We start from the raw sequence: 25,112 nt of genomic DNA, 5'->3' as shown, positions 1-25,112 counted from the left end.
GCGAGGCACCGAATCACCGAGACTTTATCGAAGCCGGAGTCGCTCTAGAAGGGCCGTCCCCGCGGTACACAGGCCGAGGATCAAAGTCCTTCGAAAAGGGCGGTAGAAAGATAACGTTCGGCGAAGGAGGGAATGATGACGACGATGGTCTTGCCCTCGTTTTCCGGCCGCGCGCCCACCTCCAGCGCCGCGGCGATGGCCGCGCCCGAGGAAATGCCCACCGGGATGCCTTCCAGCCGGGCGACGGCGCGGGCGGTCTCGAACGAGGTCTGGTTGCCGACCGTCACCACCTCGTCGATCACCGAACGGTCGAGCACCTCCGGCACGAAGCCGGCGCCGATGCCCTGGATCTTGTGCGGGCCGGGAGGGCCGCCGGAGAGCACCGGGCTGTCCTCCGGCTCCACCGCCACCAGCCGCAGGCCGGGCTTGCGCGGCTTCAGCACCTGGCCGAGGCCGGTGATGGTGCCGCCGGTGCCGACGCCGGAGATGACGATATCGACCGCGCCGTCGGTGTCGTTCCAGATCTCCTCCGCCGTGGTGCGGCGGTGGACGGCCGGGTTGGCGGGGTTACGGAACTGCTGGGGAATGATGGCATCGGGAAGCTCCTTCACCAGTTCCTCGGCCCGCGCCACCGCACCGCGCATGCCCTGCGCCGCCGGGGTCAGCACCAGTTCGGCGCCGAGCAGCGCCAGCATCTTGCGGCGCTCGACCGACATCGATTCGGGCATCACCAGAATCAGCCTGTAGCCGCGCGCGGCGGCGACGAAGGCGAGCGCGATGCCGGTATTGCCGGAGGTCGGCTCCACCAGCACGGTGCCGGCCTTGATGACGCCCGCCTCCTCCAGCGCCTCGATCATCGAGACGCCGATGCGGTCCTTGACGCTGCCGATCGGGTTGAAGAATTCGAGCTTGGCGAGAATGCGCGCCTTCACCCCGCGCTCGGCCGGCAGCCGGTTGAGCTGCACCAGCGGCGTGTCGCCGATGGTTTCGGTGATCGAATTGTAGACCCGGCCGCGACCCGGCTTCGCGTCGGTCGGGCGCTTCACGGAACTGTCGGCGGGCGTGTTCGGGGCGGTCTCGGCCATGGGTGCCTCCAGCAAAGCGGAACCGGCAACGATGGCGCGGCCCGTCATTGGCTCACTGATTTCGCTGGCACCCCTAGCATATTCACGACATCAAGTCGAGAAAACACACAATGCACAACTCTAAATCGTGAAATCAATGCCCTCGGGCATGCCCTTGCGCAGCGTGTTCTGCGCGGCGGCGCGGCACAGGTCCTCCACCGTCACCGCGTCGAGTGCCGCCTCGAAGGCGCGCTCGGCCTCGGCGACGGCCGGCTGCACGATGTCGCGGACGATCGGCGGAAAGTCCTCCAGCGCATCCTCGCTCTCCGCCTCGACAACGCGGACCACCTCGGCGACGGTGATCCGCCGTCGCTCGCGCGCCAGTTCGTAGCCGCCGCGCGGGCCGCGCACGCCTTTCAGCACGCCGGCATGGACCAGCGCCTGCAGCACCGGCTCCAGATGGCGGGGCGGCAGTTCGTGCCGGGCCGCCAGCGCCTTCGCCGCCACCGGCATGCCACGGGCGTGCAGCGCGACGTCGACGACGGCGGCGATGGCGAGGAGGCTTTTATCGGAGAGGCGCGGCATGGTTCTTGGCTAGCGCGATATTTGCCGGCCGTCGAGCCCTGTGGAACCAAATCCACCATCACCGCGCGTTGTTTCGTCCAGATCCCCGGTCTCGACCAGCTTAATGCGTGTCACCGGCGCCACCACCATCTGGGCGATGCGCTGGCCGCGCGCCAGCACCACCGGCTCGGCGCCGAGATTGACCAGCAGCACCTTCACCTCGCCACGGTAGTCGGAATCGACCGTGCCCGGTGCGTTCAGCACCGTCAGCCCCTGCTTGAGCGCGAGGCCCGAGCGCGGGCGCACCTGCGCCTCGAACCCTTCCGGCAGGGCCAGCGCCAGCCCGGTCGGCACCGCCGCGCGGGCCAGAGGGGCGAGCGTCAGCGTCTCGCCCTCCGCCAGCGCCGCCATCAGGTCGAGCCCGGCCGCGCCTGATGTGGCATAGGCGGGCAGCGGCAGCCCCGCGCCATGCGGCAGCACGCGGACGGCGACGTCGATACTCACGGGGCGGTCTCCAGTGGCCCGAGGACGGCGGCGAGGCGGGCGATCAGCGTCTGCGCGACCGCCGCCTTGGAAGCGGGCGGCCACGCCTCCACCCCCGCGCCGGTGATGAGATGCACGGCGTTGGAATCCCCGCCCATCACCCCGCCGGGAATGCCGCTGCGGGCCGACACGTCATTGGCGACGATCCAGTCGCAACCCTTGCGGGCGCGCTTGGCCTGCGCATAGGCGACGACGTTCTGCGTCTCCGCCGCGAAGCCGATGACGAGGCGCGGCCGGCCTTCCGCGCGATGGGCGATGGTGGCGAGGATGTCGGGATTCTCGGTCAGCGCCAGCGGCGCCAGCGCGCCGCCGTCCTTCTTCATCTTCTCGTCCGCCGCGCTCGCGGCGCGCCAGTCTGCCACCGCGGCGGCGAAGATGGCGACATCCGCCGGCAGCGCGGCCTCCACCGCCGCCAGCATGTCGCGCGCGCTCTCGACATGGCGCACGGCGACGCCGGGCGGGTCGGGCAGGTTCACCGGGCCGGAGACCAGCGTCACCCGCGCCCCGGCACGGGCGGCGGCGGCGGCGATGGCATGGCCCTGCTTGCCGGAGGAGCGGTTGGCGATATAGCGCACCGGGTCGATCGGCTCATGGGTCGGGCCGGAGGTGACCAGCACGTGCCGGCCCGCCAGCGGCCCCCCGGCGCCCAGCAGCCGCTCGATGGCGGCGACGATTTCCAGCGGCTCGGCCATGCGCCCCGCCCCGTCCTCGCCGCGCTCGGCCATGGCGCCGTCATTGGGCCCGACAAAGGCGGTGCCGTCGGCGGCGAGCCGGGCCGCGTTGCGCCTTGTGGCGGGGTTGGCCCACATCGCCGGGTTCATCGCCGGGGCGAGCAGCAGCGGCCGCGTGTTCGCCAGCAGCACGGCGGAGGCGAGATCGTCGGCGAGGCCGTGCGCCAGCTTCGCCATCAGGTCGGCGGTGGCCGGCGCAACGACAACAAGGTCCGCCTCACGCGAGAGGCGGATATGGCCGATATCCTGTTCCGCCTCGCGGTCGAACAGTTCGGTGAACACCTTCTCATGGCTCAGCGCGCCGGCCGCCAGCGGCGTGACGAAACGCTGCGCCGCCGGTGTCATCACCACCCGCACCGCCGCCCCGCGCTCCTTGAGCCGGCGGATCAGGTCGAGGCTCTTATAGGCGGCGATGCCGCCGCCGATGATGAGTAGCAGGCGCTTGTCGGCAAGCATGTCGGTCCTCGGGCCCGGATCGGGACAGTGGGCCGTTCATACAGCCAAAAGCCGATTCGGCCGAAGGGCAAGGTCGAACATGCTGAACGCCCGCCGCCGGCACGCACCCGGCCGGCGGCGGCGTGGAAGCGCCCGGCCTATTTCGCGAACTCCAGCCGCGCCGGCGAGGGCGACGCCAGACCGGGAAGGAAGCTGAAGTCGGACGGCGTTGTGCCGTCCACCAGCGTCGCCCCGCGATGGCAGGCGACGCAGGAGCCCGGTCCGCCCGACGCCGTCGGCTCGGTGTTGTTCTGGATGTAGGTCTCCAGCGTCGTGTTGGAGAGCAGGCCCGGCACAGCGTCGCTGGGATAGGGTGGCAGCGCCCCGTCGACGCCGATCGCTCCCCATTGGGTTCCGACGAGCTTGTAATGGGCCAGCGGCGACCCCGTCGTCGCCAGCGCGGCCTGCCACTGGGCGTTGAGCTGGTCGGTCAGGGTGTAGACCTGCCAGCACCGCACCACCTGCGGCCCGAGATAGAAGGTCCGTCCGTTCACGCTCACGGGCTGGGTATAGTCTTTGGCGTAGGGCTGGATCGGGTTCCAGACAAAGGCGGGGCCGGTCGTCGAGGGCGTGGGAGGGACGTTGGTCGCGACCGCGACGGGGCTCGCCAGCGGCACGAAATAGGACCCGGCCGCCGCCCCCGACGCCGCCCCGCCGCAGGACGGCTTGTTCAGAGTGGTGCACGCCTGGGGGTTGGTCAGGTCGCACGCCGTCTCAGCCAGTGGGGCGTTGTCGACATGCTCGAAGGTCGACCAGATCCATTCCGGCTCAAGGGCGATGTTCGTGGCATAGTCGGGGTTGCGCTGGATGATGTGCATGCCGACCATGCCGACGGTCACCGTCGCGCAGATCGGCTGCGTGCCGATCACGAGGTCCGGCGCCACCGTCAGCAGCACCTTCTGGGTGATGTAGCGGCCGGCATCGTCATCGGTGCCGAGCAGGCGCCAGGCGATCTTCAGCTCCATCGCGCCGCGCGTGCCCCGCGGGTCGGTGGAGGAGGCGGTGAAGGCGACGCTGTCGCCCGCCGCCACGAAATTGTTCTGCCCCGTGACGGTCAGCAGCGTGTTGAACGGATTGCCGCCCGGCGCCGCGAGATAGGCGATCTCGGTGACATTCAGCCGGCGCTCGAACAGGGTCCAGTTGCCGTTGATGTCGATCAGCGGCACGTTGGTCGAAGCCTGGTAGTAATCGTCGTTCTTCTGGGAGGGGTTGCCGCCGCCGTCGCTGCCGATGGAAATGACCGGCAGGTTCGAGGGGTTGGCGCAGGCGGCCTGCACCGGCGCATTGCCGAACACCCGGTTCACCTTCGCCCATGTCTGCCACACACGCAGGCCCGTGGCCGCGAGGCCTTTTTCCGCCGGCGCCGATTCGGTCCCCGCGATCCAGTTCAGCCCGACGAAGCTCTGCCACGACATGTTGTCGAACGGCGTCTGCGGATCGGTTTCGCTGCTGGTGGGCAGCCCGCCGACGATGGCGGTATAGCCGATGCTATGGTCGAGGTCCGGGTCCGGGCCGATATAGGCCGGAATGATCGAACAGGGCGCCGTTCCGCCATCGGCGCAGAACACCGCCGCCGGGACATAGGGCGACTGGCTGTAGGCATATTGCGCGGCGGCCGTGGTGAGGCCTACCGCTCCGGCGAGGCACAGCATGGATATGGCACGCATGGTCCTTCTCCCCGCAAAGATTGCAGGGAGTAGCATTACACCACATCGACCCTTTCCGCACCCTGAAGTTGCATCAATTCAACAATACAATTGACTTGCCTGACCCCGCTTCAGAACAGCATCTGCGCCGCCACCAGCCCGGCGATCACCCATAGTGCCGCGGTCATCCAGCGATTGCCGCGCCCCTCGGCGCGGCCGATGGCGTCGGTGGTCTGCGGCGAGAGGGTGAGCCCGTCGCGGGTGGCGGCGTCGAGCTGGGCGGCGATGCGCTGGCCCTGCGCGATCAGCTCGGGCAGCGTCTGCAGCGAGCGGCCGACCGCCCCGAAGCCGGTCGCCACCTCCTCGATCCGCCCGGCCGGGCCGAGGTTGCGCTCGATCCAGGCCCGCACCACCGGCTCGGCGGTCTTCCACATGTCGAGCTGCGGGTCGAGATTGCGGGCGACGCCTTCCACCACCACCATGGTCTTCTGCAGCAGCAGTAGTTCGGGCCGCGTCTGCATGTCGAACAGCGCCGTCACCTCGAACAGCAGGGTCAGCAGCTTGGCCATGGAGATCTGGTCGGCGCGGCGCGAATAGATCGGCTCGCCGATGGCGCGGATCGCCTGGGCGAAATCCTCCACCGAATGGTGCGGTGGCACGTAGCCGGCCTCGAAATGCACCTGCGCGGTGCGCAGCCAGTCGCGGGTGATGAAGCCGAACAGGATTTCCGCGAGGAAACGCCGCTCCTTGTGGCCGAGCCGGCCCATGATGCCGCAATCCACCGCCACCAGCTTGCCGTCGGCGTCGATGAACAGATTGCCGGGGTGCATGTCGGCGTGGAAGAAGCCGTCGCGCAGCGCGTGGCGCAGGAAGGACTGCATCACGATACGCCCGAGCTGCGGCAGGTCGTGCCCGGCCGCGCGCAGAGCGTCCAGATTGTTCAGCTTGATGCCGTCGACCCATTCCGTGGTCAGCACCTCGCGCCCGGTGCGGTCCCAGTCGACCGCCGGCACGCGGAAATCGGCGTCCTCGCGCGTGTTCTGCGCCAATTCGGACAGCGCCGCGGCCTCCAGCCGCAGGTCCATTTCCATCGACACGGAACGCGCCAGCGTGTCGACCACCGCGACCAGCCGCAGCCGCTTGCCTTCCGGCGTGCTGCTCTCGCCCAGCCGGGCGGCGCGGTAGAAGGAGGACAGGTCGATGCGGAAGCGGCGCTGCACGTCGGGCCGCAGCACCTTCACCGCCACCCGGCGCGCCGTGCCGTCGGCGTCGACAACCTCGCCCTGGTGCACCTGCGCGATCGAGGCCGCCGCCAGCGGCAGGTCGAGCCGTGCATAGACCTCGCCCACCGGGCGGTCGAAGGTGCGCGCGATGGTCGCCTCGGCCACGTCCTGCGGGAAGGGCGGCATGCGGTCCTGCAGCAGTTCGAGATCGCGCGCGAGCTGCGGGCCGACCACGTCCGGCCGGGTGGCGAGGAACTGGCCGAGCTTCACATAGGAAGGGCCGAGCCGCGACAGCGCCGCGCCCAGCCGGGCGGCGCTGGAGGCCGGCCCGCCCCGCTCGATCAGCCCGGCCAGCGCGAACAGCGGCTCCGAGCCGGGCGGGCGCACGGCCGGGTCGATGCGCGAGGCGACGCCCTCGCGGGCCATCACGAAGCCCGCGCGCGCCAGGCGCAGATAATCGCCGAGGGGAGTGGCCACGGCGCTAGATCCGCACGCCGGAATGCAGCGCCACGATGCCGCCGGTCAGCGGCTGCCACGCCACGCGCTTGAACCCGGCCTCGCGCATCAGCTCGGCGAACGCCTCCGGCGGGGGAAACTTGCGGATCGATTCGACGAGGTACTGGTAGGATTCGGCATCGCCGGTCACCAGCCTGCCCATGCCGGGGATCAGCTTGAACGAATAGATATCGTAGATCGCGTCCAGCCCCGGCAGGTCGACGCGGGAGAATTCCAGCACGAAGCAGCGCCCGCCGGGCTTCAGCACCCGGCGCATCTCGGCAAGCGCCTTGTCCATGCGCGGCACGTTGCGGATGCCGAAGGCGACGGTGGCGGCGTCAAAACTCTTGTCGGCGAAGGGCAGCGCCTCCGCATTGGCCTCGACGAATTCCACCCGCTCGGCGAGGCCGAGCGCGGCGGCGCGCTCGCGGCCGACGCCGAGCATCCCGCCATTGATGTCGGCGACCACGGCGCGTGTGCCGCGCCCGCCGGCCTCGACGGTGCGGAAGGAGACGTCGCCGGTGCCGCCGGCCACGTCGAGCAGCCGGAAGGCCCGCTCATTCCGGGGCGGGCGCAGGCGCGAGACCAGAAGGTCCTTCCACGCCCGGTGCAGGCCGAGCGACATCAGGTCGTTCATCAGGTCGTAGCGGCGCGCGACCGAATGGAACACCTCGTCGACCATGCGCTGCTTGTCGCCCAGCGGCACGGTCCGGAAGCCGAAATGGGTGTCGGCGCCGGCACCCATATCCTGCGTGTCGCCAACCAGCTGTGTCTCCGCAACCATAGGCTCGCGGCTCCCGCGTTCGATCCGAAATCGGGCCGGACCATAGCGGAGAGGCCGCGCGCCTCCAAGCGGCCGGGCGGGAGAGGAAGAGGACCCAGCCATGCGGGAAGGTCTGGCCGCCGGAGACCGGTGGCCCGGCGCGCCGCCGGGCCGAATCGCCTGCCGCTATCGCCGGAGGGCGTTGCGCCCTCCCTCCGCTCACGGGCAGCGGACATAGACCATGGTGCCGTAGCGGCCGGCCACTTCCTGGTCCACCCATTTGAGCACCAGGATCTGGCCGTCGAAGCGCACCACCTCGCGGTCCGACTGGGCCCCCGGCGGCTCGTCCGCCAGGCCGATATAGATCGGGCCGTTGCCGACCTGCTTGGAAATCACCTCGGAAGGCTGGGCGTCGTCGGCCAGATACATCATGAAGCCGCCCGAGGGGCCGGCATTGATGACGTAGGGCTGGCGGCAGCCCTGGCGCGCCTGCGCCTCGGTGCGGGCCGCGTCGTCCGGGCGGTGATAGGCGGCGAGCCCCCATTTGCCGACGACCTGCTGCGCCGTGATCGGCGACGTGTACTGGGGCCGGGCCGGCTCGATGGGCTGGGGCGCGGGCGAGCTGGCGCAGCCGGCGAGGACGGCGGCGAGGACGGCGGCAAAGGCCAGACGGACGACGGGGAAAAACACGTTCATTGAGCACTCCGGAACGGAAGGCTGGCGGGCGGGCGGTCACGGATCAAGCACGAGCCTGCCAATTCTGATCCATGTATCGGGCATAATGAATGGTCTTTACGCCAGAAGACCAGCCGAACATAGTCCGCCCGCGCCCCGCCGTCGAACTCTCCCGGCCTTCCCGGCGAGAAAATGGACCGCGCCGGGCCGGAGTGACCGACGTGACCGATTTCCTCATCCGACCCGCGAGCGACGACGATGGCGATGCCATCGCCGCGCTGATCGCCGCCGCCTTTTCCGAGTATGAAGGCTGCGTGTTCGACCGCGCCGCCGAGTTCCCCGAGCTGGACGCCATCGCCAGCCATTTTTCCGCGCGGGGCGGCGCGGTCTGGGTCGCGCAGGGCGCGGGCGGGGTGATCGGCTCCATGGCGCTGGCGCCGACCCGGGACGCCGACGCGCCGCCCGGCGGGCACGAGATCTTCAAGGTCTATGTGGCGCGCGCCGCCCGGCGGCGCGGCGTCGCCCGCGCGCTGTTCGCCACCGCCCTCGCCGCGGCGCGGGCCGCCGGCGCGCCGGAACTGCGGCTGTGGACCGACACCCGATTCGCCGACGCGCACCGCTTCTACGAGCGCTGCGGCTTCACCCGCGCCGGCGCGGCCCGGGAGTGCCACGACCTTTCCCTCACCTGGGAATATGCCTACCGCCTGCCCCTCCCCGGGGCGGCCCGGCACCGGGAAGGTTGAGCCGACATGCTCCGACCTTTCATGCGCGGCCGCCGCCTCGTCGGGCCCGCCCTGGTGACGATCACCGCGATCGGCCTTTTGTCGATCATGGACGGGATGATCAAATACGTCACCGCCGAGCATGCCGCCGGCCAGATCGCGGTGCTGCGCTATATATTCGGGTCGCTGGCGGCGGCGGCGGTGTTCCTCGCCACCCGCACCCCCCTGCCCGCTCCCGCGACATGGCGCCCGCATCTGTGGCGCTCGGTGCTGGTGTCGATCACCGCCGTCACCTTCTTCTATTCGCTGTCGGCGCTGCAGCTCGCCGTGGCGCTGGCGCTTTCCTTCACCTCGCCGCTGTTCATCGCGGTGTTCGCGGCGCTGTTTCTCGGCGAGCGGCCGGGCAGGCCGGTGTTCATCGCGCTGGGGCTCGGCTTCGCCGGCGTGCTGGTGGTGCTGTGGAACGAGCTGGACGTCGGCGCCGGCGGCGATTTCGCCAGCGGCCCGGGCATAATGGCGGCCCTCGTCGCCGCCGTGACCTATGCGCTGGCCATGGTGACGCTGAAGAGCCGGGCGGCGCGCGATCCCGCGCCGACCATCGTGCTGCTGCAGAATGTGTTCTCGCTCGTGCTGCTGGCGCCTCTGGGCGCGCTGCAATGGACCCCGCCGACGGGGGCGGCGCTGGCGCTGTTCTTCGTCATCGGCCTGCTCGGCACGGCGGGGCATCTGTGCCTGGCCTGGGCCTATGCGCGGGCCGACGCCAGCCGGCTCGGCGTGTTCGAATACACCGCCTTCATCTGGGCGCTGGCCATCGGGCTGGCGGTGTTCAACGAACTGCCGGCGCCGAGCACGCTGGCCGGCGCGGCGCTCATCGCCGCCGGCGCCCTCATCGCCTCGCGGCGCAGCCAGGTGCGCGAGGCCGAGGTCGAGATCGGCCCGTGAGCGCCGGCCATGCCGGTGGCGGGGCTGGACCCCGCGCCGCAAGACGATAGGTTAGGCCGCGAAATGCCCCCTCGACGCCTCCCTCGGCGACCCGTCCGGAGTTCTGCGATGCGCCCCACCAAGGTTGCGCCCCCGAAGGCCGCGCCCCTTCCGCGCCTGCGCGCGGCCCTGTTCGCCGCCGCGTCTCTTGCCGCCGCGTCCCTTGCCGCCGCGCTCGTCCTGCCGGCCGGCGCCTCGCCGGCGGCCGCGGCCGAGCCGATCCGCATCGGCGAACTCAACAGCTACAAGGCGCAGGCCGCCTTCCTCGACCCCTATCGCAAGGGCATGGAGCTGGCGCTGAACCAGATAAACGCCGCCGGCGGCGTGATCGGGCGCCCGCTCGAACTCATCTCCCGCGACGATGGCGGCAATCCGGGCGACGCGGTGCGGGTCGCCACCGAACTGATCACCCGCGACAGGGTCGACCTCATCACCGGCACCTTCCTCTCCCATGTCGGGCTGGCGGTGTCCGAGCTGGCCAAGCGCCGCAAGGTGTTCTTCCTCGCCGCCGAGCCGCTGACCGACAAGCTGACCTGGTCGGACGGCAACCGCTACACCTTCCGCCTGCGCCCCTCCACCTACATGCAGGTGGCGATGCTGATGCCGGAGGCGGTGAAGGCCAACCGCAAGCGCTGGGCCATCGTCTATCCCAACTACGAGTACGGCCAGTCCGCCGCCGAAACCTTCAAGACGCTGCTGAAGGCAGCGCAGCCCGACGTCGAGTTCGTTGCCGAGCAGGCCACCCCGCTCGGCAAGATCGACGCCGGCCCGGTGGCGCAGGCGATCGCCGACGCCAGGCCCGACGCGGTGTTCAACGTGCTGTTCGCCGCCGACCTCGCCCGCTTCGTGCGCGAGGCCAATACCCGCCGGGCGCTGGAGGGCACCTTCGTCGTCAGCCTGCTGTCCGGCGAGCCGGAATATCTCGACCCGCTGAAGGACGAGGCCCCGGTGGGCTGGGTCGTCACCGGCTATCCCTGGTACGCGATCACGACCCCGGCGCATCAGGCCTTCCTCGACGCCTATCGCGCCGCCTATGACGACTATCCCCGCCTCGGCTCCATCGTCGGCTACGCCACCATCAAGTCCATCGCCGCCGGCATCGCCAAGGCCGGCAGCACCGATACCGAGAAGCTGGTGGAGGCGTTTGCCGGGCTTGAGGTCGACGGCCCGTTCGGCCCGTTCATCTACCGCGCCAGCGACCACCAGGCGACGATGGGCGCCTTTGTCGGCACGCTGGCGGTGAAGCACGGGCGCGGCATCATGCTCGATCCGGTCTATGTCGACGGCGCCAGCGTGCTGCCCTCCGACGCCGAGGTCCTGAGGCTGCGGCCGGCCGCGAACTGAGCGGAGGCGGGGCGCCGGCATGTCGTTCGAGTCGCTGCTGTTCCAGGCGGTCAACGGCCTCGCCTCGGCCTCCGGCCTGTTCCTCGTCGCGGCGGGGCTGTCGATCATCTTCGGCGTCACCCGCATCGTGAACATGGCGCATGGCTCCTTCTACATGCTGGGGCTCTATCTCGCCGTCACGCTGGCGCCGCTGCTGGGCGAGACGGTCGGCGGCGCGCTGGGATTCTGGGGCGGCATCGTCGCGGCCGCGCTGGTCACGGCCGGGCTCGGCGCGCTGGTGGAGGTGGTGCTGCTGCGGCGCATCTATGCGGCGCCGGAGCTGTACCAGCTGCTCGCCACCTTCGCCCTGCTGCTCATCATCAACGACGCCGCCCTCTATTTCTGGGGGCCGGAGGACATTCTCGGCCCGCGCGCGCCGGGCCTGTCCGGCTCGGTCGAGTTCCTCGGCCGCCACCTGCCGCAGTATGACATCTTCCTCGCCCTCATCGGTCCCATCGTCCTCATCGGCCTCCACATCGTCCTCACCGGTACGCGCTTCGGCCGGCTGGTGCGGGCGGCAACGCAGGACCGCGAGATGGTCGCGGCGCTCGGCATCAACGAGGCGGTGCTGTTCACCGCCGTGTTCGCGCTGGGCACCGGCATTGCCGGCCTCGGCGGGGCGCTGCAGATGGCGCGCGAACCGGCCAATCTCGCCCTCGACCTTTCCGTGCTGGGCGACGCCTTCGTCGTGGTGGTGGTCGGCGGCATGGGTTCGCTGCGTGGCGCCTATCTCGCCGCCCTGCTGGTGGCGGAAGTGAAGGCGCTGTGCACCGCGCTAGGTGTAGTGGAAGTCGCTGGCATCACCTTCAACATGTCGCGGCTGACGCTGGTCGCCGAGTTCCTGGTCATGGCGGTGGTGCTCGTCATCCGTCCGCACGGCCTGTTCGGCCGGCCGCAACCGGCCGCCGCAAGGCGCGGCGAAGCCGAGGCGCCACTGGTGCCGCTGGGCCCGCGCGGCCGCCTTGTCGCCCTCGCGGTGCTGGCCTTTTTCGCCGGCATCCCGTTGTTCAGCGCCTTCGCCAGCTACGCGCCGGTGCTGGCGCTGGACATGGTGATCGCCGCCCTGTTCGCCGCCTCGCTGCACCTGCTGATGGGGCCGGGCGGGCTCGCCTCCTTCGGCCACGCCGCCTATTTCGGCCTCGGCGCCTACGGCACCGCCTGTGCCGCGACCGTGCTGGGCTTGCCCACGCCGCTCGCCTTAGTCATTGGAATCGCTACGGCATCTGCCGGCGCGGTGCTGTTCGGCTGGTTCTGCGTGCGGCTGGAGGGGGTCTATTTCGCCATGCTGACGCTGGCCTTCGCGCAGATCGTCTGGTCGATCGCCTATCAGTGGGAGGAGGTTACCGGCGGCTCCAACGGGCTGTTCGGGGTCTGGCCGGACCCGCCTTTCGACAGCGCGAACGGGCTCTATCTCGCCGCGCTGGCGGTGACGCTGGCGGGCCTCGTCCTCATCCGGCGCCTGGTCTTCGCCCCCTTCGGCCTCGCCCTGCGGGCGGCGCGGGATTCGCGCCTTCGGGCGGAAGCCTCTGGCATCGCTGTGGAAAAGGTCCGCTGGCTCGCCTTCGCCCTTGCCGGCACGCTGTGCGGCGCGGCGGGCGGGCTGTTCGCCTTCGCCAAGGGCTCGATCTCGCCGGAGGCGATCTCGGTCGGGCGCTCCATCGACGGGCTGGTGATGGTGCTGCTCGGCGGCGTCAACAGCCTGACCGGGCCGCTCCTCGGCGCCGGCGGCCTCACGCTTCTGCAGGACATGGTGATGCGCGAGAGCGCCTATTGGCGCGCGCTGCTGGGCCTCATCATCCTCGCCGCCGTGCTGCTGTTCCCCGCCGGCCTCGCCGGCGGCCTGCGCCGAAGGCGCGCGCCATGACCGCGCCGGTACTAAAAGTCTCCGCGTTGACAAAGCGTTACGGCGGCGTGCAGGCGCTGGACGGGGTGAGTTTTGCCATCGCGCCCGGCGAATTGCTGGCGCTGATCGGCCCGAACGGCGCCGGCAAATCGACCTGCTTCAACATCGTCAACGGCCAGTTGAGGCCCGATTCCGGCCATGTGCGCCTCATCGGCAGCGGCACTGCGGGGCGCGACATCACCGGGCTCGCGCCGCGCCGCATCGCCCGGCTGGGCGTCGGCCGCACCTTCCAGGTCGCCACCGTGTTCGGCTCGATGACGGCGCTGGAGAATGTGCAGATGGCGCTCATCGCCGCGCGCGGGCAGGTTTTCGGCCTGTGGAGGCCGGCGCGCGACCTCGCGCGGCAAGAGGCCCTCGACCTGCTGGAACAGACCGGCATGGCGGCGCAGGCCGGGCGCCCCGCCGCCAGCCTCGCCTATGGCGACGTCAAGCGGCTGGAACTCGCCATGGCGCTGGCCGGCGAGCCCCGCCTGCTGCTGATGGACGAGCCGACCGCCGGCATGTCGGCCGGCGAGCGGCACGACATGATCGCGCTGGTGCGCCAGCTCACCCGCGTCCGCGGCCTCGCCGTGCTGTTCACCGAGCATTCGATGGATGTGGTGTTCGGCCATGCCGACCGGGTGGTGGTGCTGGCGCGTGGACGGCTGATCGCCGATGGCAGTGTCGAAGCCGTGCGCGACGACCCCGCTGTGCGCGAGGTCTATCTCGGCGGCATACCCGTCGGCGGGAGGAACGAGCGGTGACGACGCCCGTCCCGATGCTCGATATTGACGGCCTCGACGCCTGGTACGGCGCGGCACAGGTGCTGTTCGGCCTGTCGCTGAAGGTCGAGACCGGCGAGGCGGTGGCGCTGGTCGGCCGCAACGGCGCCGGCAAATCCACCACGATGAAAGCACTCATCGGTCTCATAAGCCGCCGCGCGCACCGCCTCACCCTGCGCGGCGCGGACATTTCCGCGCTGCCCACCCATGTCATCGCCCGCCTCGGCATCGGCTATGTGCCGGAGGACCGACGTATTTTCTCCGATCTGACCGTGCTGGAGAATCTCGACCTCGGGCGCCGCCGCCGCGCACCCGGCAACACGATCACCGACTGGTCGCTGGAGGCGGTGTTCGACCTCTTCCCGCATCTCGCCGAACTTCGGCACCGTCCCGGCGGGCAGATGTCCGGCGGCGAGCAGCAGATGCTGGCGGTGGCGCGCGCGCTGGTCGGCAACCCGGCGCTGCTGCTGCTCGACGAACCCTCCGAGGGCGTGGCGCCCATCGTCGTGGAGCAGATGACGCTCGCCCTCACCCGGTTGAAGGCGAGCGGTCTTTCGCTGCTGGTCTCGGAACAGAACGCGCAGTTCTGCGCCGCGATCTGCGACCGGGCCTACACGATCGAGCAGGGCGCCGTGCACTGGCACGGCCCGATGGCCGCACTGGCGCAAGGCGGAAGGTCCCGGCCTGCCTTTGGGCCGCCGGGATAATTGGTTCCATTTCGGAACGGATTGTTTGTACTCGTGGATTTGCGCGCCGGCTGCGTTGTGCTCTGATAACCGGAGGTATCCGGAGCAGGACAGCGGACATATGACCACGGACGGCCCTGGAGAGTTGGCCGGTGCCGAGACCCGGACCGACAACACCTATCGGCTCGACGAACAGGTCGGCTTTCTCATACGCAGCGCCAACCAGCGCCACACGGCCCTGTTCGGCGCCCGCATGATCGAGGGACTGACGCCGCCGCAATTCGCCGCCCTGGCCAAGCTCTCCGAGGTCGGCCCCTGCTCGCAGAACCGTCTGGGGCGGCTGGTCTGCCTCGACGCGGCGACCATAAAGGGCGTGGTTGACCGGCTCGCCGCGCGTGGCCTCGTTCTCGCCACCGATGACCCGCTGGACCGGCGCCGCCTCGCCGTCGACCTTTCCGAACGCGGCCGCGCCGTCGCCGCCACCGCGATCGTGGTGGCGCGTGACATCTCGGAAGCGATGCTGGAACCACTCACCCCTGCCGAGCGCGAACAGGCCATCCGGCTGCTGCGCAAGCTCTGCTGAGCCCCGGATCGGTTGAGCCCCTTGGGGGCCCGCGCGCCTCGGTCAGTCTTCCCGCGGGGCGAAATCGGCCAGCCGGCCGACATAGGGCTTGGAGCGGGGAGCGGCATAGGCGCCCGCCTTCGAGGTCGCCAGACCCACCCGCACCAGCCCCTCCGCCAGCGTCACCGCGCTCGCCACGCCGTCGATCACCGGCACCCCGTGCTGCTCGCCCAGCGCGCGGGCAAGATCTGCCATGCCGGCACAGCCGAGCACGATGGCCTCTGCGCGGTCCTCGCGCACGGCGCAGCCGATCTCGGCGGAAATGCGCGCCCGCGCATCCGAGGCAGGGTCTTCCAGTTCGAGCACCGCTACCTCCGAGGCCCGCACCCTGGCGCAGCGCCTGTCGAGCCCCGCGCGCAGCAGATTGGCCTCGATGACCGGGATCGAGCGCGACAGCGTGGTGACCACGGTGAAGCGATGGGCGATCAGGCTGGCGAAGTGGAACCCCGCTTCGCCGATGCCCACCACCGGAGCGCGGGCGAGGCTGCGGGCGGCATCGAGTCCGGTATCGTCGAAGCAGGCGATGATATGGGCATCGACTCCGGCCGCCTCGGCCGCGGCGATCGCCGCCAGCAGGCCCGGCAGGGCCAGAGCGTCGTCATAGTGGCCCTCGATCGAGGCCGGCCCCATGCTCGAGGTCGCCGCGTGGATCTCCGTCCCCGGCGCCGCCACGGCCCGCGCCGCGGTCGCGATCTTGTCGGTCATGGAACGCGTGGTGTTGGGATTGACGAGATGGATGCGCAAGGGAAGCCTGCGTGAGAGGTTCGGGTCACGCGCATCTAGAGCCTGTTCCGCAGGAATTGGAAGATGTTCCGCGAGATCAGGCTCAGCGCCGACGACGCGAGAGACCGAGGAAGCCGGCGCTACTTGCCGGCCGGGGCCGCGAGAATGTCGTGGATCAGGGCGCTCCATCTTGCGTATCCGAGATCGTTCAGGTGGAGGCCGTCCGTCGTCACCTCGTCCATCAGCCTGTCATCGGCCGTCAACGCGGCGTTCACATCGACGAAGGTGCATCGCGGCGTGGAACGGCACAGGCGTGCCACGGCGTCGTTGGCGATCGCGATGGCGGCGTTGGGCCAGCCGCCGTCCAGACCGGTCAGGAGGATCGACTGGATGTAGAGCGACCTGCCATTGCCGGACAGACGATCGACAATGTCCTCCATACGATCCAGAAAGCCGCGAGAGCGCCCCCTCAGAAGATCATTCACACCGATCATCAGGAAGATCGTGGAGGGCGACGCCCGGTTGGTCACATCGATCCGCGCCAGAACATCCAGCGTCGTATCGCCCGAGATGCCGTGATTGGCGATGGACCGACCGTCGAGCGCCATGTCGGTCCATGGACCCCCCTCGGTGATCGAATCCCCGAGCATGACGACATCGTAGGTCGACACATCCGCGGTGATGTCGGTCAGGCGCTGGCGCCGAAAGGCTTCTCCAGCTCCGTCCCAACCGACCATCACCTTCAGGGCGCGAACAAAATCCGCCGGTCCGGGAGCAAAATTGGCGACGGACCACCCCAGAACGCCGCCTGCGAGAACTGCACAGAGACAGATCCGCCAGCTACGCCGGATCTTCCTGATGGAAATCACGATCATGCCGACGGGCCCCTCGTCCGGATAAACGTCACGCCGACGAATATTTAGGTTTCAGGGACAGTGACAGCACCCCCATGATGGGACGCTCGACAAATAGATGCACCATCAGGCCCAGAACAATCGACAGAATGACCGCCGTGACGACAAACACAATCTGTAACATTTGAGAAAGTTGATTTATCGGGGCGAATTTCAATGCAAAAGCGTAGGATATCATCACGAACGGATGCGTCAGATACAACGAATAGGACGAATCCCCGATCTTGGCAAAGAAGGTCGACAGACGCGTCGATGGCCGATCCATACCAATAAAATATATGAGCATGAGAACAGCCGGCACTCCCCACGCGAAAACCCGTGGCCACGCCGGCAGCCCGGCGGTGGAATCCGTTGGCACAATCATCGACGACAGCAATATCGATCCAACTCCAATCATCGCCAGTATCTTGCTTTTGTACGTCGACGACTGTCCCCGCCGGTAGGTCAGATGGAAAACTCCAAGCCACATACCCATGAGGAATTCGAGGACGATCGGATTGGCCAAGAAATCGGTCAACACGCCACTTGGCGCGCGGTTCGATGCCACCAGTATACCGACCATGGCGGCCGTGATGGCGGCCGACGCCGGCACCGAGCGCCTCAACAGGAGAGCAAGTGCGAAGAGTAGATAAAAGTACATTTCATAGACAAGCGTCCACGAAACTCCCATGATTCTCTGATCTGATGGAATGAGAAAAAACGAGAGAATAGCCTGGTCGATGTCAGGGCGATTATTTCTCAACAGGCCTACGGAAAAAATTCCAAATACTGCAAAACAGCACACCCAATAAATGGGGTATATCCTGAACACCCTACGGATGAAAAATTTTCCCGGAGTGATCGCAGATTTTCCCTGAGGAAAACTTGTATAGACCATTATGAAACCGCTGATGACGAAAAAAATATCGACACCGGCTGCGCCGAACAGGGTGAACCAGTCCGGGCTGAATGCCCCTTTTGCTCCGTTGGACTCTTCGAGCGAATGATGGACAACCACCAATATTGCGGCGATAGCCCGCAGATATTGTATTCCATACAATTCCGGAGCCGCGCTTTTCATATCATTGAACGCCGATCAATTTAAATGATTCGGAAGATAACACTCAAATATAAAACATCTATTTCGCAGATCACAGCCTGCCTGGAGGCACTCCTACCCCCGCCATCCCGGAAGAAGCGGGGCGACGCCGCCTTCACGCCCGCGGGACGGCGACATATCCCCCGCCATCCTGGCGGATCACCTCCATCGCGATGCCGTAGACGCGCTCCAGCGTCTCGGGCGTCACCATCTGCGCCGGTGCACCGCGCGCCAGCAGCTTGCCGCCATGAAGCGCGATGATGTCGTCGCAGAATCGCGCCGCCATGTTCACGTCGTGCAGCACCACCACAACGCCGGTACCGCGCTGGCGACACAAATGGCGGATCAACGCCAGCACTTCGATCTGGTGGGCGATGTCGAGCGCCGATGTCGGCTCGTCCAGCAGCAGGCAGCCGGCATCCTGCGCCACCAGCATGGCAATCCACACCCGCTGGCGCTCGCCGCCGGACAGGGTGTCGACCAGACGGTCGGCGAAGGCTGTGGTGTCGGTCAGCGAGATCGCCTCGTCGATCTTCTGCCGGTCCTGCGGGCTGAAGCGACCGAGCGCCCCGTGCCACGGGTAGCGGCCCAGCGCGATCAGTTCGCGCCCCGTCATGCCCCCGGTCGCCGGCGCCGTCTGCGGCAGATAGGCGACACGACGGGCGAAGGCCCGCGCGTTCCAGGCGCCGATCGGGCGGCCCTCGAAGCGGATCTCGCCCGCGCTGGCCGCGAGTTGCCGGCCGAGCAGCTTCAGCAGCGTCGACTTGCCGGAGCCGTTATGCCCGATCAGCCCGACCACGCGCCCGGCCGGCACCGTAAGGGTCAGCGGATGCAGCAGCATGCGCCCGCCGACGCAGAAGCGGGCATCGGCAAGCTCGAACAGGCTGTCTGCCGGCGAAGAGATCATGCGGGCGGACCAAAGGCGAAGCGGATGGCGAGATTGACGCTGGCGGGCAGCACCGACATGTGGGTCTCGCCGGACACCGGGATATATTCCGTGGTCAGCCCGGGCACGCCGGCAAGCCGCGCGGCCATGAGGCGGGTATTGTCGACAATGCGGCTCTCCTCGAAGCCGGCGAGACGTTTCCCGGCGTCGGGCGCGCCGATCTGAAACGGAGCCAGTTTCTGCTCATATTCCCCGGCCAGAAGCAGCAGCCGGCCGCTCGCCCGCGTACCCGCGGCGACGAACGCCTCCGCCGAGCCGATAATGCCCGCCCCCTCCCACCAGATCGCCGGGCTGGCGGAAATCCAGTGCGCAAAGGCCTGCGGCCGGCGGAACAGCGCGTGCAACACGAACAGCCCGCCGAAGGAATGGCCGAGGATCGCCTGCCGCGACGGGTCGAGCGCGACGCGGCGGGCGATCTCCGGCTTCAGCTCGTCCTCGATGAAGGCGAGGAAGCCGTCGGCGCCACCGGTGCGCACCTCCGGGCCATCGGGCGTGTGCGGCGGGTAGGTCTCGCCGGGCGGCGGACCCATGTCCCAGGAACGGCGAGCGCTGTCATAGGCGCCCTCAGAGGGGTAGCCGATGCCGACCATGACGCCCCACTCGACACCGGTGCCCAGCGGGTACGCGGCCTGCACCCGCATGATGTCCGCCGCGGTGCCGGCGACCGCATTGGCATCGAGATAAAAGAGCGCCGGCCAGCCCTGCGCCGGCGGCTCGCCCGGCGGCCGGTAGAGGAAGATGCGCCAGGGCGCACCGCCGGCGGCGGGAGCGATATCAAAAATCGTCGTGTCGGGAATCAGGGCGGCGGTCATGGAGCGGCCTGCTTGTGGGTGAGAAGCCAGAGGAAGGCGGGTGCGCCGATCATGCAGGCGACGAGACCCGCAGGCAGTTGCCAGGGAAAGGCGATGGTGCGGCCGATGAAATCGGCGCCGACCATGATCAGACTGCCGAGCAGCGCGGCGCCGATCAGTTCGGCCAGCGGCCGGCGCAGGCCGGCCAGTCGCGCCAGAGGCGGGGCGATCAGCCCAACGAAGGACAGCGGCCCCACCAGCAGCGTCGCCATCGCCGTGGCGAGCGCTGCCAGGGCGAGCAACAGCGATCGGCTGAGGAAGGAGGGCATGCCCACCGCCCGCGCCGAGACGCCGCCGAGCGGCAGGATGTCCAGCCAGCGGGCCACCAGCGGCAGGGCGGCGAGCGCGAGCCCGGCGGCGGCGAGGCTGATGGTCGCCGAGGAGAGGTCGATGCCGTAGGTCGAGCCGGTCATCCAGTTGAACAGCAGCACGGCGCGCGGGTCGCCGCTCGCCATCAGCAGGCTGACCAGCGAGTCGAGCAGTGCGCCGATGGCGACACCGGCCAGGATGACCCGTTCCGGCGCGCCTTTCGAGGCGCGGGCCAGCGCCAATATGCCGACCAGCGCGACGAGGGCGCCGAGCGTGGCGGCCAGCGTCTGCCCGGCGCGTCCGACGACATCGAACGCAAACATCGCGACCACCAGCCCGCAGGCCGCTCCCGCGCTCACGCCCAGCACTTCCGAGCTCGCCATCGGGTTGCCGGTCATGCGCTGCAGGATGCCGCCGGCCACCGCCAGCAGCGTTCCGCCCGCCATCGCTGCCAAGATGCGCGGCGCGCGCAGCGCCCAGACTGGATCGGCGGGCCCGCTCAAGGTCCAGCCCCCGCCCCCCGGACCCAGAGCGGCCGAGGCGAGGGCCGCGACGGCCAGCAGCAGCGCCAGCCCGGCGAGCAGCGGCAATGGGCGGACAAGACCGGTGGCATGGGCGACGAGCCCGGCGCCCACCTGCGGCGGCAGCCGCAGCCGGGGCACCATCCACAGCAGCAGCGGGGCGCCGAACATGGCGGTGACGGCGCCGGTCGGCAGCATCGCGCCCGTGACACCCGACAGAAGCTGCACCATCTGGTCGGTGAGCCACAGCAAAGCGGCACCGATGAGGGCGGCCGCCAGCAGCCGGGCGCCGACCCGGCGGGCGCCGCCGATGCGGGCGAGCACCGGCGCGGCGAGCCCGATGAAGCCGAGGCTGCCCACCCCCGCCACCACGAAGGCGGTGAGCGCCACCGCCACGGCCAGCGCCGCGAATCGGGCCAAGGCGAGCGACAGCCCAAGGCTGCGGGCGGCACCGTCGTCGAGCCCCAATAGCGTCAGCGGACGCAGCAGCAGCGCCGCCGCGAGCCCCGCCAGCGCGAGACGCGGGGCGAGAAAGGCCGGCGCCGACCAATCCTGCTGGCTCAGCGAGCCGGCCCCCCACAGGAACAGCCCGGCGAGATAATGGCTGTTGAACAGAGCGAGCAGCGCCGCCAGCGCGGCGCAGGCGAGGCCGGCGACCATGCCGGCGAGAATGACCACCAGCGGCGCGAAGCCGCTGCGCCGCGACAGCGCCAGCACCAAAGCGATGGCCAGAAGCCCGCCGCCAAGCGCCACCCATTCGCGCCCCAGCCCGACGAGCGCCGGGGCTCCGACAAGGGTCGCGGCGAGGGCAAGCGTCGCGCCGGCCTCGAGGCCCAGCGTCGTGGGCGAGGCGATGGGATTGCGCAACACCTGCTGCAACAGCGCCCCAGCCAGCCCCAGCGCGCCACCGGCGAGCAGGCTGACGACCAAGCGCGGCGCAAAACTGTACAGCGCCAGGATCACGGCGGTGTCGTCGAGACCGTGACCAGCAAGCGTCGCCCACCAGCGTTCCGGGGGCAACTGTATCGACAGGTTGACGAGGCTGGCGGCCAGCGCCGGCGCGGCGAGCAGCAGAACCGGCAGCACCGGGCCGAGGCGCGGGCGGGCGGCTCCGGCAAAGGCAGCCGTGATGTCAGCCATCGGAGGGCCTTCGATCCAGAACGCGGGAGAGCTGGCCAGCGAAGCGCATGGCTGAGGGGAGCATGCCGAACATCAGCACCGGCGGCAGGCGAAGCACCCGTCCCGCCTTGACGAAGGCGAGACTGTTCCACAACGGGCTCGCCGCCAGCCTGTCCAGCGTGTCGACGGAAATAGGCTCCAGATAGAGCAGGCTGCTTGCCGGGCTTTGCGCCAGTTCCTCGATGCCGACCGTGCTGAAGCCCCAGTAATTGCTTGGCCGGGTCCACCCATTGACCAGACCGGTGCGCTCCATCACGTCGCCGAACAGGCTGCCGGAACCGTAGACGCGCACATGACGGGTATCGAGGAAGTTCACCGCCAGCACCGGCCGGTCGGCGATCCCCGCCCGCACAAACCCGGCGCCGGCCTGCGCCATGGCGGCCTGCGCGCGGGCGATCAACGCCTCGGCCTCGTCTGTGCGGCCGACTGCGGCGCCGAGGCTGCGGGTCGCCGCTTCGCTCAGCGCGTAGGGATGGCCGCCGGGCGGGGCATAGACCGGGAATTCCCGCGTCGGCGCGAAGCCCTCCAGCAGGGGCCGGATGGCTGCGAGATAGGGCGTGGTGACGATGAGGTCCGGCTTGAGCGCGGCGAGCAGTTCCAGATTCGGCTCGCGGTCGGTGCCGAGATTGACGATGCCGGGCGGCAGCGCCGGCTCGACCACCCAGTCCGCCCATCCCCCGGGATCGGGAAGGGCGACCGGCGGCAGGCCGATCTCGATCAGGGTTTCCGCCAGACCGAAATCCATCGCCACCACCCGGAACGGTGGGCGCAAAGCGGTACCTGCGGGCGCAGGCCCGGCCAGCGGAAGCGAGAGCACGCCGGCGGCAAGCCCGCCGCGCAGCAGGGCACGGCGGGAGAGCGGCGTCATCGTCTTCACCAGCGATACTTCAGCCCGGCGATCACGGTGCGCGGCGCGCCCATGTAGCAATAGCCGGCATCGCAGGTGACGTATTCCTCGTCGAGCAGGTTCTGGGCGTTGACCTGCAGACTCCAGCCCTTGAGCGCGGCGTCGAGATAGCTGAAATCGTAGCTCAGCTTGGCGTCGACCAGCGTGTAGGCGCTGTTCTGGAAGGTGTTGAGCGAGTCGCCCCAGGTGGAGCCGGTGTAGCGCACGCCCGCGCCGATGCCGAGGCCGGCCAGCTTGCTTCCCTCCTGAAACTGGTAGTCCGCCCAGAAGGAGAAGGCGTTCTCCGGCTGGCCGGAGGGCGACAGGCCGATGGTGTCAGGGTCGCCGGACACATTGGTGAGGTCGAGATAGGTGTAGGCGCCGCGCAGTTTCAGGCCGTTGCCGATATTGGCGACCGCTTCCAGTTCGAAGCCGCGCGCGCGCACCTCGGCGGTCTGCACCTGAAAGAGCGGGTTTCTGTCGTCGGTGGTGAGCCCGTTCTCCTGGTTGATCTGGAACACGGCGGCGGTGAAGTAGCCGTCGAAGCCCGGCGGCACGTATTTCACACCGCCCTCGATCTGCCTCGCCGTGGTCGGGGCGAAGGGATTGCCGCTGATGTCGACGCCGAGATTGGGCGCGAACGAGGTGGCGTAGCTGACATAGGGCGCGATGCCCTTGTCGAAGAGATAGGTCAGCCCGGCACGGCCGGTGAACTCGCCGTCGTCGGTGTTCTCGGTTGTGTAGGTGAGCAGGTCCTCATCCTTGGAGTCGACCCAGTCGTAGCGGCCGGTCAGGGTCAGGATCCAGCGGTCGAACGTGGCCTGCTCCTGCACATAGAGCCCGGTCTGGCTCTGCGTCTGCTGATAGCGGGAGTAGTTGAAGCCGGGATCGAAGGTCGGGCCGAGCGGCTGCCCGGTGTTGAAGTTGAAGTCCGCCGCCGTGCCGAAGCCGATACCGCCATCGAGCGCAAGGTAGGTATAGTCGAGCCCGACCAGCAGCTTGTGCGTGACCGGGCCGGTGGCGAAATCAGCCTGCAACTGGTTGTCGACGACGAAGGAATCGAGCTTGTCGTGCACATAGCCGGTGCCGCGGGTGGCGATGTTGGTCACCGGATCGACGTCGTACACGCTGGTGTAGCGTACCGTGGTGTCGGCATGGCCGTAGCGCAAATTCTGCCGGACGGTGAAGACGTCGTTGAAATCATGCTCGGCGAGATAGCCGATCCGCCACTGTTCCTGCGGCTGGCTGTTGTAGTCACCCGGGGCACGGCTGAACGTCCCGCCTGCCCCCTGCCACTGATAAAAGGGAAGCGAGGCTGGCGTCTCTGATTCCTGGTACTCGCCGAGGAAGGTGATCCGGGTCCGGTCGTTCGGCTTCCAGGTCAGCGCCGGGGCGATGAAGGTCATGTCGTTGACGCCGCCGCCGAGCGTGTTCGGCGAGCCGGCATCGCGCAGCAGGCCGGTCAGGCGGTAGAGAAACTCGCCGTCCGGGTCGATCGGCCCGCCCACGTCGAACTGGCCCTGCCACCACTCGTAATTGCCGCCCTGCAGCTCGACCTCGCCGAACGCCTCCTCGGTGGGGCGCTTGGAAGTGACGTCGACGAGACCGCCGGGCGAGCCGAGGCCGTACAGCGCCGAGCTCGGCCCGCGCAGCACTGTGACGCTTTCCACCCCATAGGGCTCGATCTTGAAGACCGACATGTTGGCGCCCGGCCAGCGCAGCCCGTCGCGGTAGATGCCGTTATAGGTGGCGTCGAAGCCGCGGATGGTGAAGGCATCATAGCGCGGGTCGAAGCCGCTCTGGCCGGTGCGCACGCCCGGCGTGTAGGCCACAGCCTGCGTCAGCGATTGCACGTTTCGATTGTCCAGCTCGTCGCGGGTGACGACGGAGATGGATTGCGGCGTCTCGATCAGCGGCGTGTCGGTCTTGGTGCCGACGTCGCTGCGCGTCGCGACATAGCCGACCGTGCCGCTGCCATCGCCCTGCACGTCGATGGCGTCGAGCTCGATGCCGCCCGCGCCGTCGCCGCCGGCCAGGGAGGCGCTCGGGTCGACGATGGTGACGCGGTTCGGCGCGGTGAAGCGATAGGTGAGCCCGGTGCCGCGCAGCAGCGCCTGCAGCGCCTCGGGGGCGCTCATGGCGCCCGCCACCGGGGCGGAGCGGCGCCCGCCGAGCTTCGAGGTGTCGAAGAACACCCTCACCCCGGCCTTCTGGGCGAAGGCGAGAATGGCGCCGTTAAGATCCTGCGCCGGGATATCGAAGGCGATTCGGGCGGGGGCGACGTTCGCCGCCGTCTGCGCCCACGCCGGCGGCGGCGCCAGGGTCGCCCCCGCAGCAAGCAGGCCAAGGACCAGGGCATTGGACGCCGCGCCGCCGCGCCAGTACCGGCGCGGGCGCCGTGTGCGGAAATTCACCCGGGTCGTCATGAGGCCTCGTTCCTTCCAGATC

At 69.1% G+C, this 25,112-nt stretch carries 23 protein-coding genes; 7 read left to right on the top strand and 16 right to left on the bottom strand.

Annotated elements, in window-relative coordinates:
- Positions 1 to 80: 80 nt before the first annotated feature.
- From cysK to KHC23_RS00500, 8 genes are all read right to left on the bottom strand, one after another.
- Positions 81 to 1,085 carry a cysteine synthase A gene (gene cysK, locus KHC23_RS00535; RefSeq protein ID WP_246543950.1) on the bottom strand — a complete coding sequence of 335 codons (1,005 nt, stop codon included), beginning with the start codon at positions 1,083 to 1,085 and terminating at the stop codon, positions 81 to 83.
- A gap of 120 nt (positions 1,086 to 1,205) precedes the next feature.
- Positions 1,206 to 1,649, bottom strand: coding sequence for an RrF2 family transcriptional regulator (locus tag KHC23_RS00530; protein ID WP_213368248.1), 444 nt, complete (start codon positions 1,647 to 1,649; stop codon positions 1,206 to 1,208).
- A 9-nt stretch (positions 1,650 to 1,658) separates the two neighbouring features.
- Positions 1,659 to 2,132 (bottom strand): dUTP diphosphatase, encoded by a 474-nt coding sequence (dut, locus tag KHC23_RS00525; RefSeq protein WP_213368246.1) that lies wholly within the window; start codon positions 2,130 to 2,132, stop codon positions 1,659 to 1,661.
- Positions 2,129 to 3,358 carry a bifunctional phosphopantothenoylcysteine decarboxylase/phosphopantothenate--cysteine ligase CoaBC gene (gene coaBC / locus KHC23_RS00520; protein ID WP_213368244.1) on the bottom strand — a complete coding sequence of 410 codons (1,230 nt, stop codon included), beginning with the start codon at positions 3,356 to 3,358 and terminating at the stop codon, positions 2,129 to 2,131. Before coaBC ends, dut begins: the two co-directional genes overlap by 4 nt.
- A 137-nt stretch (positions 3,359 to 3,495) precedes the next feature.
- The gene (locus tag KHC23_RS00515) at positions 3,496 to 5,064 is read right to left on the bottom strand and encodes a hypothetical protein (protein ID WP_213368242.1); all 1,569 of its coding nucleotides are present in this window, start codon (positions 5,062 to 5,064) and stop codon (positions 3,496 to 3,498) included.
- 110 nt (positions 5,065 to 5,174) lie between these two features.
- Positions 5,175 to 6,743, bottom strand: a complete 1,569-nt coding sequence (gene ubiB / locus KHC23_RS00510) for a 2-polyprenylphenol 6-hydroxylase (protein WP_213368240.1) — start codon at positions 6,741 to 6,743, stop codon at positions 5,175 to 5,177.
- 4 nt (positions 6,744 to 6,747) lie between these two features.
- Positions 6,748 to 7,545 carry a bifunctional demethylmenaquinone methyltransferase/2-methoxy-6-polyprenyl-1,4-benzoquinol methylase UbiE gene (gene ubiE, locus KHC23_RS00505; protein WP_246543949.1) on the bottom strand — a complete coding sequence of 266 codons (798 nt, stop codon included), beginning with the start codon at positions 7,543 to 7,545 and terminating at the stop codon, positions 6,748 to 6,750.
- A gap of 198 nt (positions 7,546 to 7,743) precedes the next feature.
- Positions 7,744 to 8,220 (bottom strand): hypothetical protein, encoded by a 477-nt coding sequence (locus KHC23_RS00500; RefSeq protein ID WP_213368237.1) that lies wholly within the window; start codon positions 8,218 to 8,220, stop codon positions 7,744 to 7,746.
- Between the two features lie 200 nt (positions 8,221 to 8,420).
- Between KHC23_RS00500 and KHC23_RS00495 the strand changes: the two genes are divergently transcribed.
- The 7 genes from KHC23_RS00495 (at position 8,421) to KHC23_RS00465 (ending at position 15,218) form a co-directional block, all read left to right on the top strand.
- Complete coding sequence (locus tag KHC23_RS00495) at positions 8,421 to 8,942, top strand: GNAT family N-acetyltransferase (RefSeq protein WP_213368235.1); 522 nt, start codon at positions 8,421 to 8,423, stop codon at positions 8,940 to 8,942.
- 6 nt (positions 8,943 to 8,948) lie between these two features.
- Positions 8,949 to 9,863, top strand: coding sequence for a DMT family transporter (locus KHC23_RS00490; protein WP_213368227.1), 915 nt, complete (start codon positions 8,949 to 8,951; stop codon positions 9,861 to 9,863).
- Positions 9,864 to 9,971: 108 nt separating this feature from the next.
- Positions 9,972 to 11,246, top strand: a complete 1,275-nt coding sequence (locus KHC23_RS00485) for an ABC transporter substrate-binding protein (protein WP_246543947.1) — start codon at positions 9,972 to 9,974, stop codon at positions 11,244 to 11,246.
- A 19-nt stretch (positions 11,247 to 11,265) separates the two neighbouring features.
- Positions 11,266 to 13,149, top strand: a complete 1,884-nt coding sequence (locus KHC23_RS00480) for an ABC transporter permease (protein ID WP_213368225.1) — start codon at positions 11,266 to 11,268, stop codon at positions 13,147 to 13,149.
- A complete protein-coding gene (locus KHC23_RS00475; protein WP_213368223.1) occupies positions 13,146 to 13,931 on the top strand; it encodes an ABC transporter ATP-binding protein in 786 nt (261 codons plus the stop codon). Before KHC23_RS00480 ends, KHC23_RS00475 begins: the two co-directional genes overlap by 4 nt.
- Positions 13,932 to 13,945: 14 nt before the next feature.
- Positions 13,946 to 14,656 (top strand): ABC transporter ATP-binding protein, encoded by a 711-nt coding sequence (locus tag KHC23_RS00470; protein WP_213369041.1) that lies wholly within the window; start codon positions 13,946 to 13,948, stop codon positions 14,654 to 14,656.
- Positions 14,657 to 14,756: 100 nt separating this feature from the next.
- On the top strand, positions 14,757 to 15,218 hold the full coding sequence (locus tag KHC23_RS00465) for a MarR family winged helix-turn-helix transcriptional regulator (RefSeq protein WP_213368221.1): 462 nt from the start codon (positions 14,757 to 14,759) through the stop codon (positions 15,216 to 15,218).
- A 42-nt stretch (positions 15,219 to 15,260) separates the two neighbouring features.
- Here KHC23_RS00465 and KHC23_RS00460 read toward each other — a convergent pair whose 3' ends face one another.
- The 8 genes from KHC23_RS00460 to KHC23_RS00425 all read right to left on the bottom strand — a co-directional run bounded on the left by KHC23_RS00460 (position 15,261) and on the right by KHC23_RS00425 (position 25,090).
- Complete coding sequence (locus KHC23_RS00460; protein ID WP_213368219.1) at positions 15,261 to 16,001, bottom strand: aspartate/glutamate racemase family protein; 741 nt, start codon at positions 15,999 to 16,001, stop codon at positions 15,261 to 15,263.
- Between the two features lie 119 nt (positions 16,002 to 16,120).
- On the bottom strand, positions 16,121 to 16,855 hold the full coding sequence (locus tag KHC23_RS00455) for a GDSL-type esterase/lipase family protein (protein WP_213368210.1): 735 nt from the start codon (positions 16,853 to 16,855) through the stop codon (positions 16,121 to 16,123).
- 28 nt (positions 16,856 to 16,883) lie between these two features.
- Complete coding sequence (locus tag KHC23_RS00450; RefSeq protein WP_213368208.1) at positions 16,884 to 17,954, bottom strand: acyltransferase family protein; 1,071 nt, start codon at positions 17,952 to 17,954, stop codon at positions 16,884 to 16,886.
- A gap of 133 nt (positions 17,955 to 18,087) precedes the next feature.
- A complete protein-coding gene (locus tag KHC23_RS00445; protein WP_213368206.1) occupies positions 18,088 to 18,879 on the bottom strand; it encodes an ATP-binding cassette domain-containing protein in 792 nt (263 codons plus the stop codon).
- Positions 18,876 to 19,730 carry an alpha/beta hydrolase gene (locus tag KHC23_RS00440; protein WP_213368198.1) on the bottom strand — a complete coding sequence of 285 codons (855 nt, stop codon included), beginning with the start codon at positions 19,728 to 19,730 and terminating at the stop codon, positions 18,876 to 18,878. The genes KHC23_RS00445 and KHC23_RS00440 overlap by 4 nt, the downstream gene beginning before the upstream one ends.
- Positions 19,727 to 21,739, bottom strand: coding sequence for a Fe(3+)-hydroxamate ABC transporter permease FhuB (fhuB, locus tag KHC23_RS00435; RefSeq protein WP_213368197.1), 2,013 nt, complete (start codon positions 21,737 to 21,739; stop codon positions 19,727 to 19,729). The genes KHC23_RS00440 and fhuB overlap by 4 nt, the downstream gene beginning before the upstream one ends.
- Complete coding sequence (locus tag KHC23_RS00430) at positions 21,732 to 22,646, bottom strand: iron-siderophore ABC transporter substrate-binding protein (protein WP_213369039.1); 915 nt, start codon at positions 22,644 to 22,646, stop codon at positions 21,732 to 21,734. Before KHC23_RS00430 ends, fhuB begins: the two co-directional genes overlap by 8 nt.
- A 5-nt stretch (positions 22,647 to 22,651) precedes the next feature.
- Complete coding sequence (locus KHC23_RS00425; protein ID WP_213368195.1) at positions 22,652 to 25,090, bottom strand: TonB-dependent siderophore receptor; 2,439 nt, start codon at positions 25,088 to 25,090, stop codon at positions 22,652 to 22,654.
- Positions 25,091 to 25,112 lie beyond the last annotated feature (22 nt).

This window comes from Ancylobacter dichloromethanicus, assembly GCF_018390645.1.
In the GTDB taxonomy this organism is placed as follows: domain Bacteria; phylum Pseudomonadota; class Alphaproteobacteria; order Rhizobiales; family Xanthobacteraceae; genus Ancylobacter; species Ancylobacter dichloromethanicus.
Note: the sequence above shows the minus strand (reverse complement) of the source record. Positions and strands in the feature narration are given on the sequence as shown.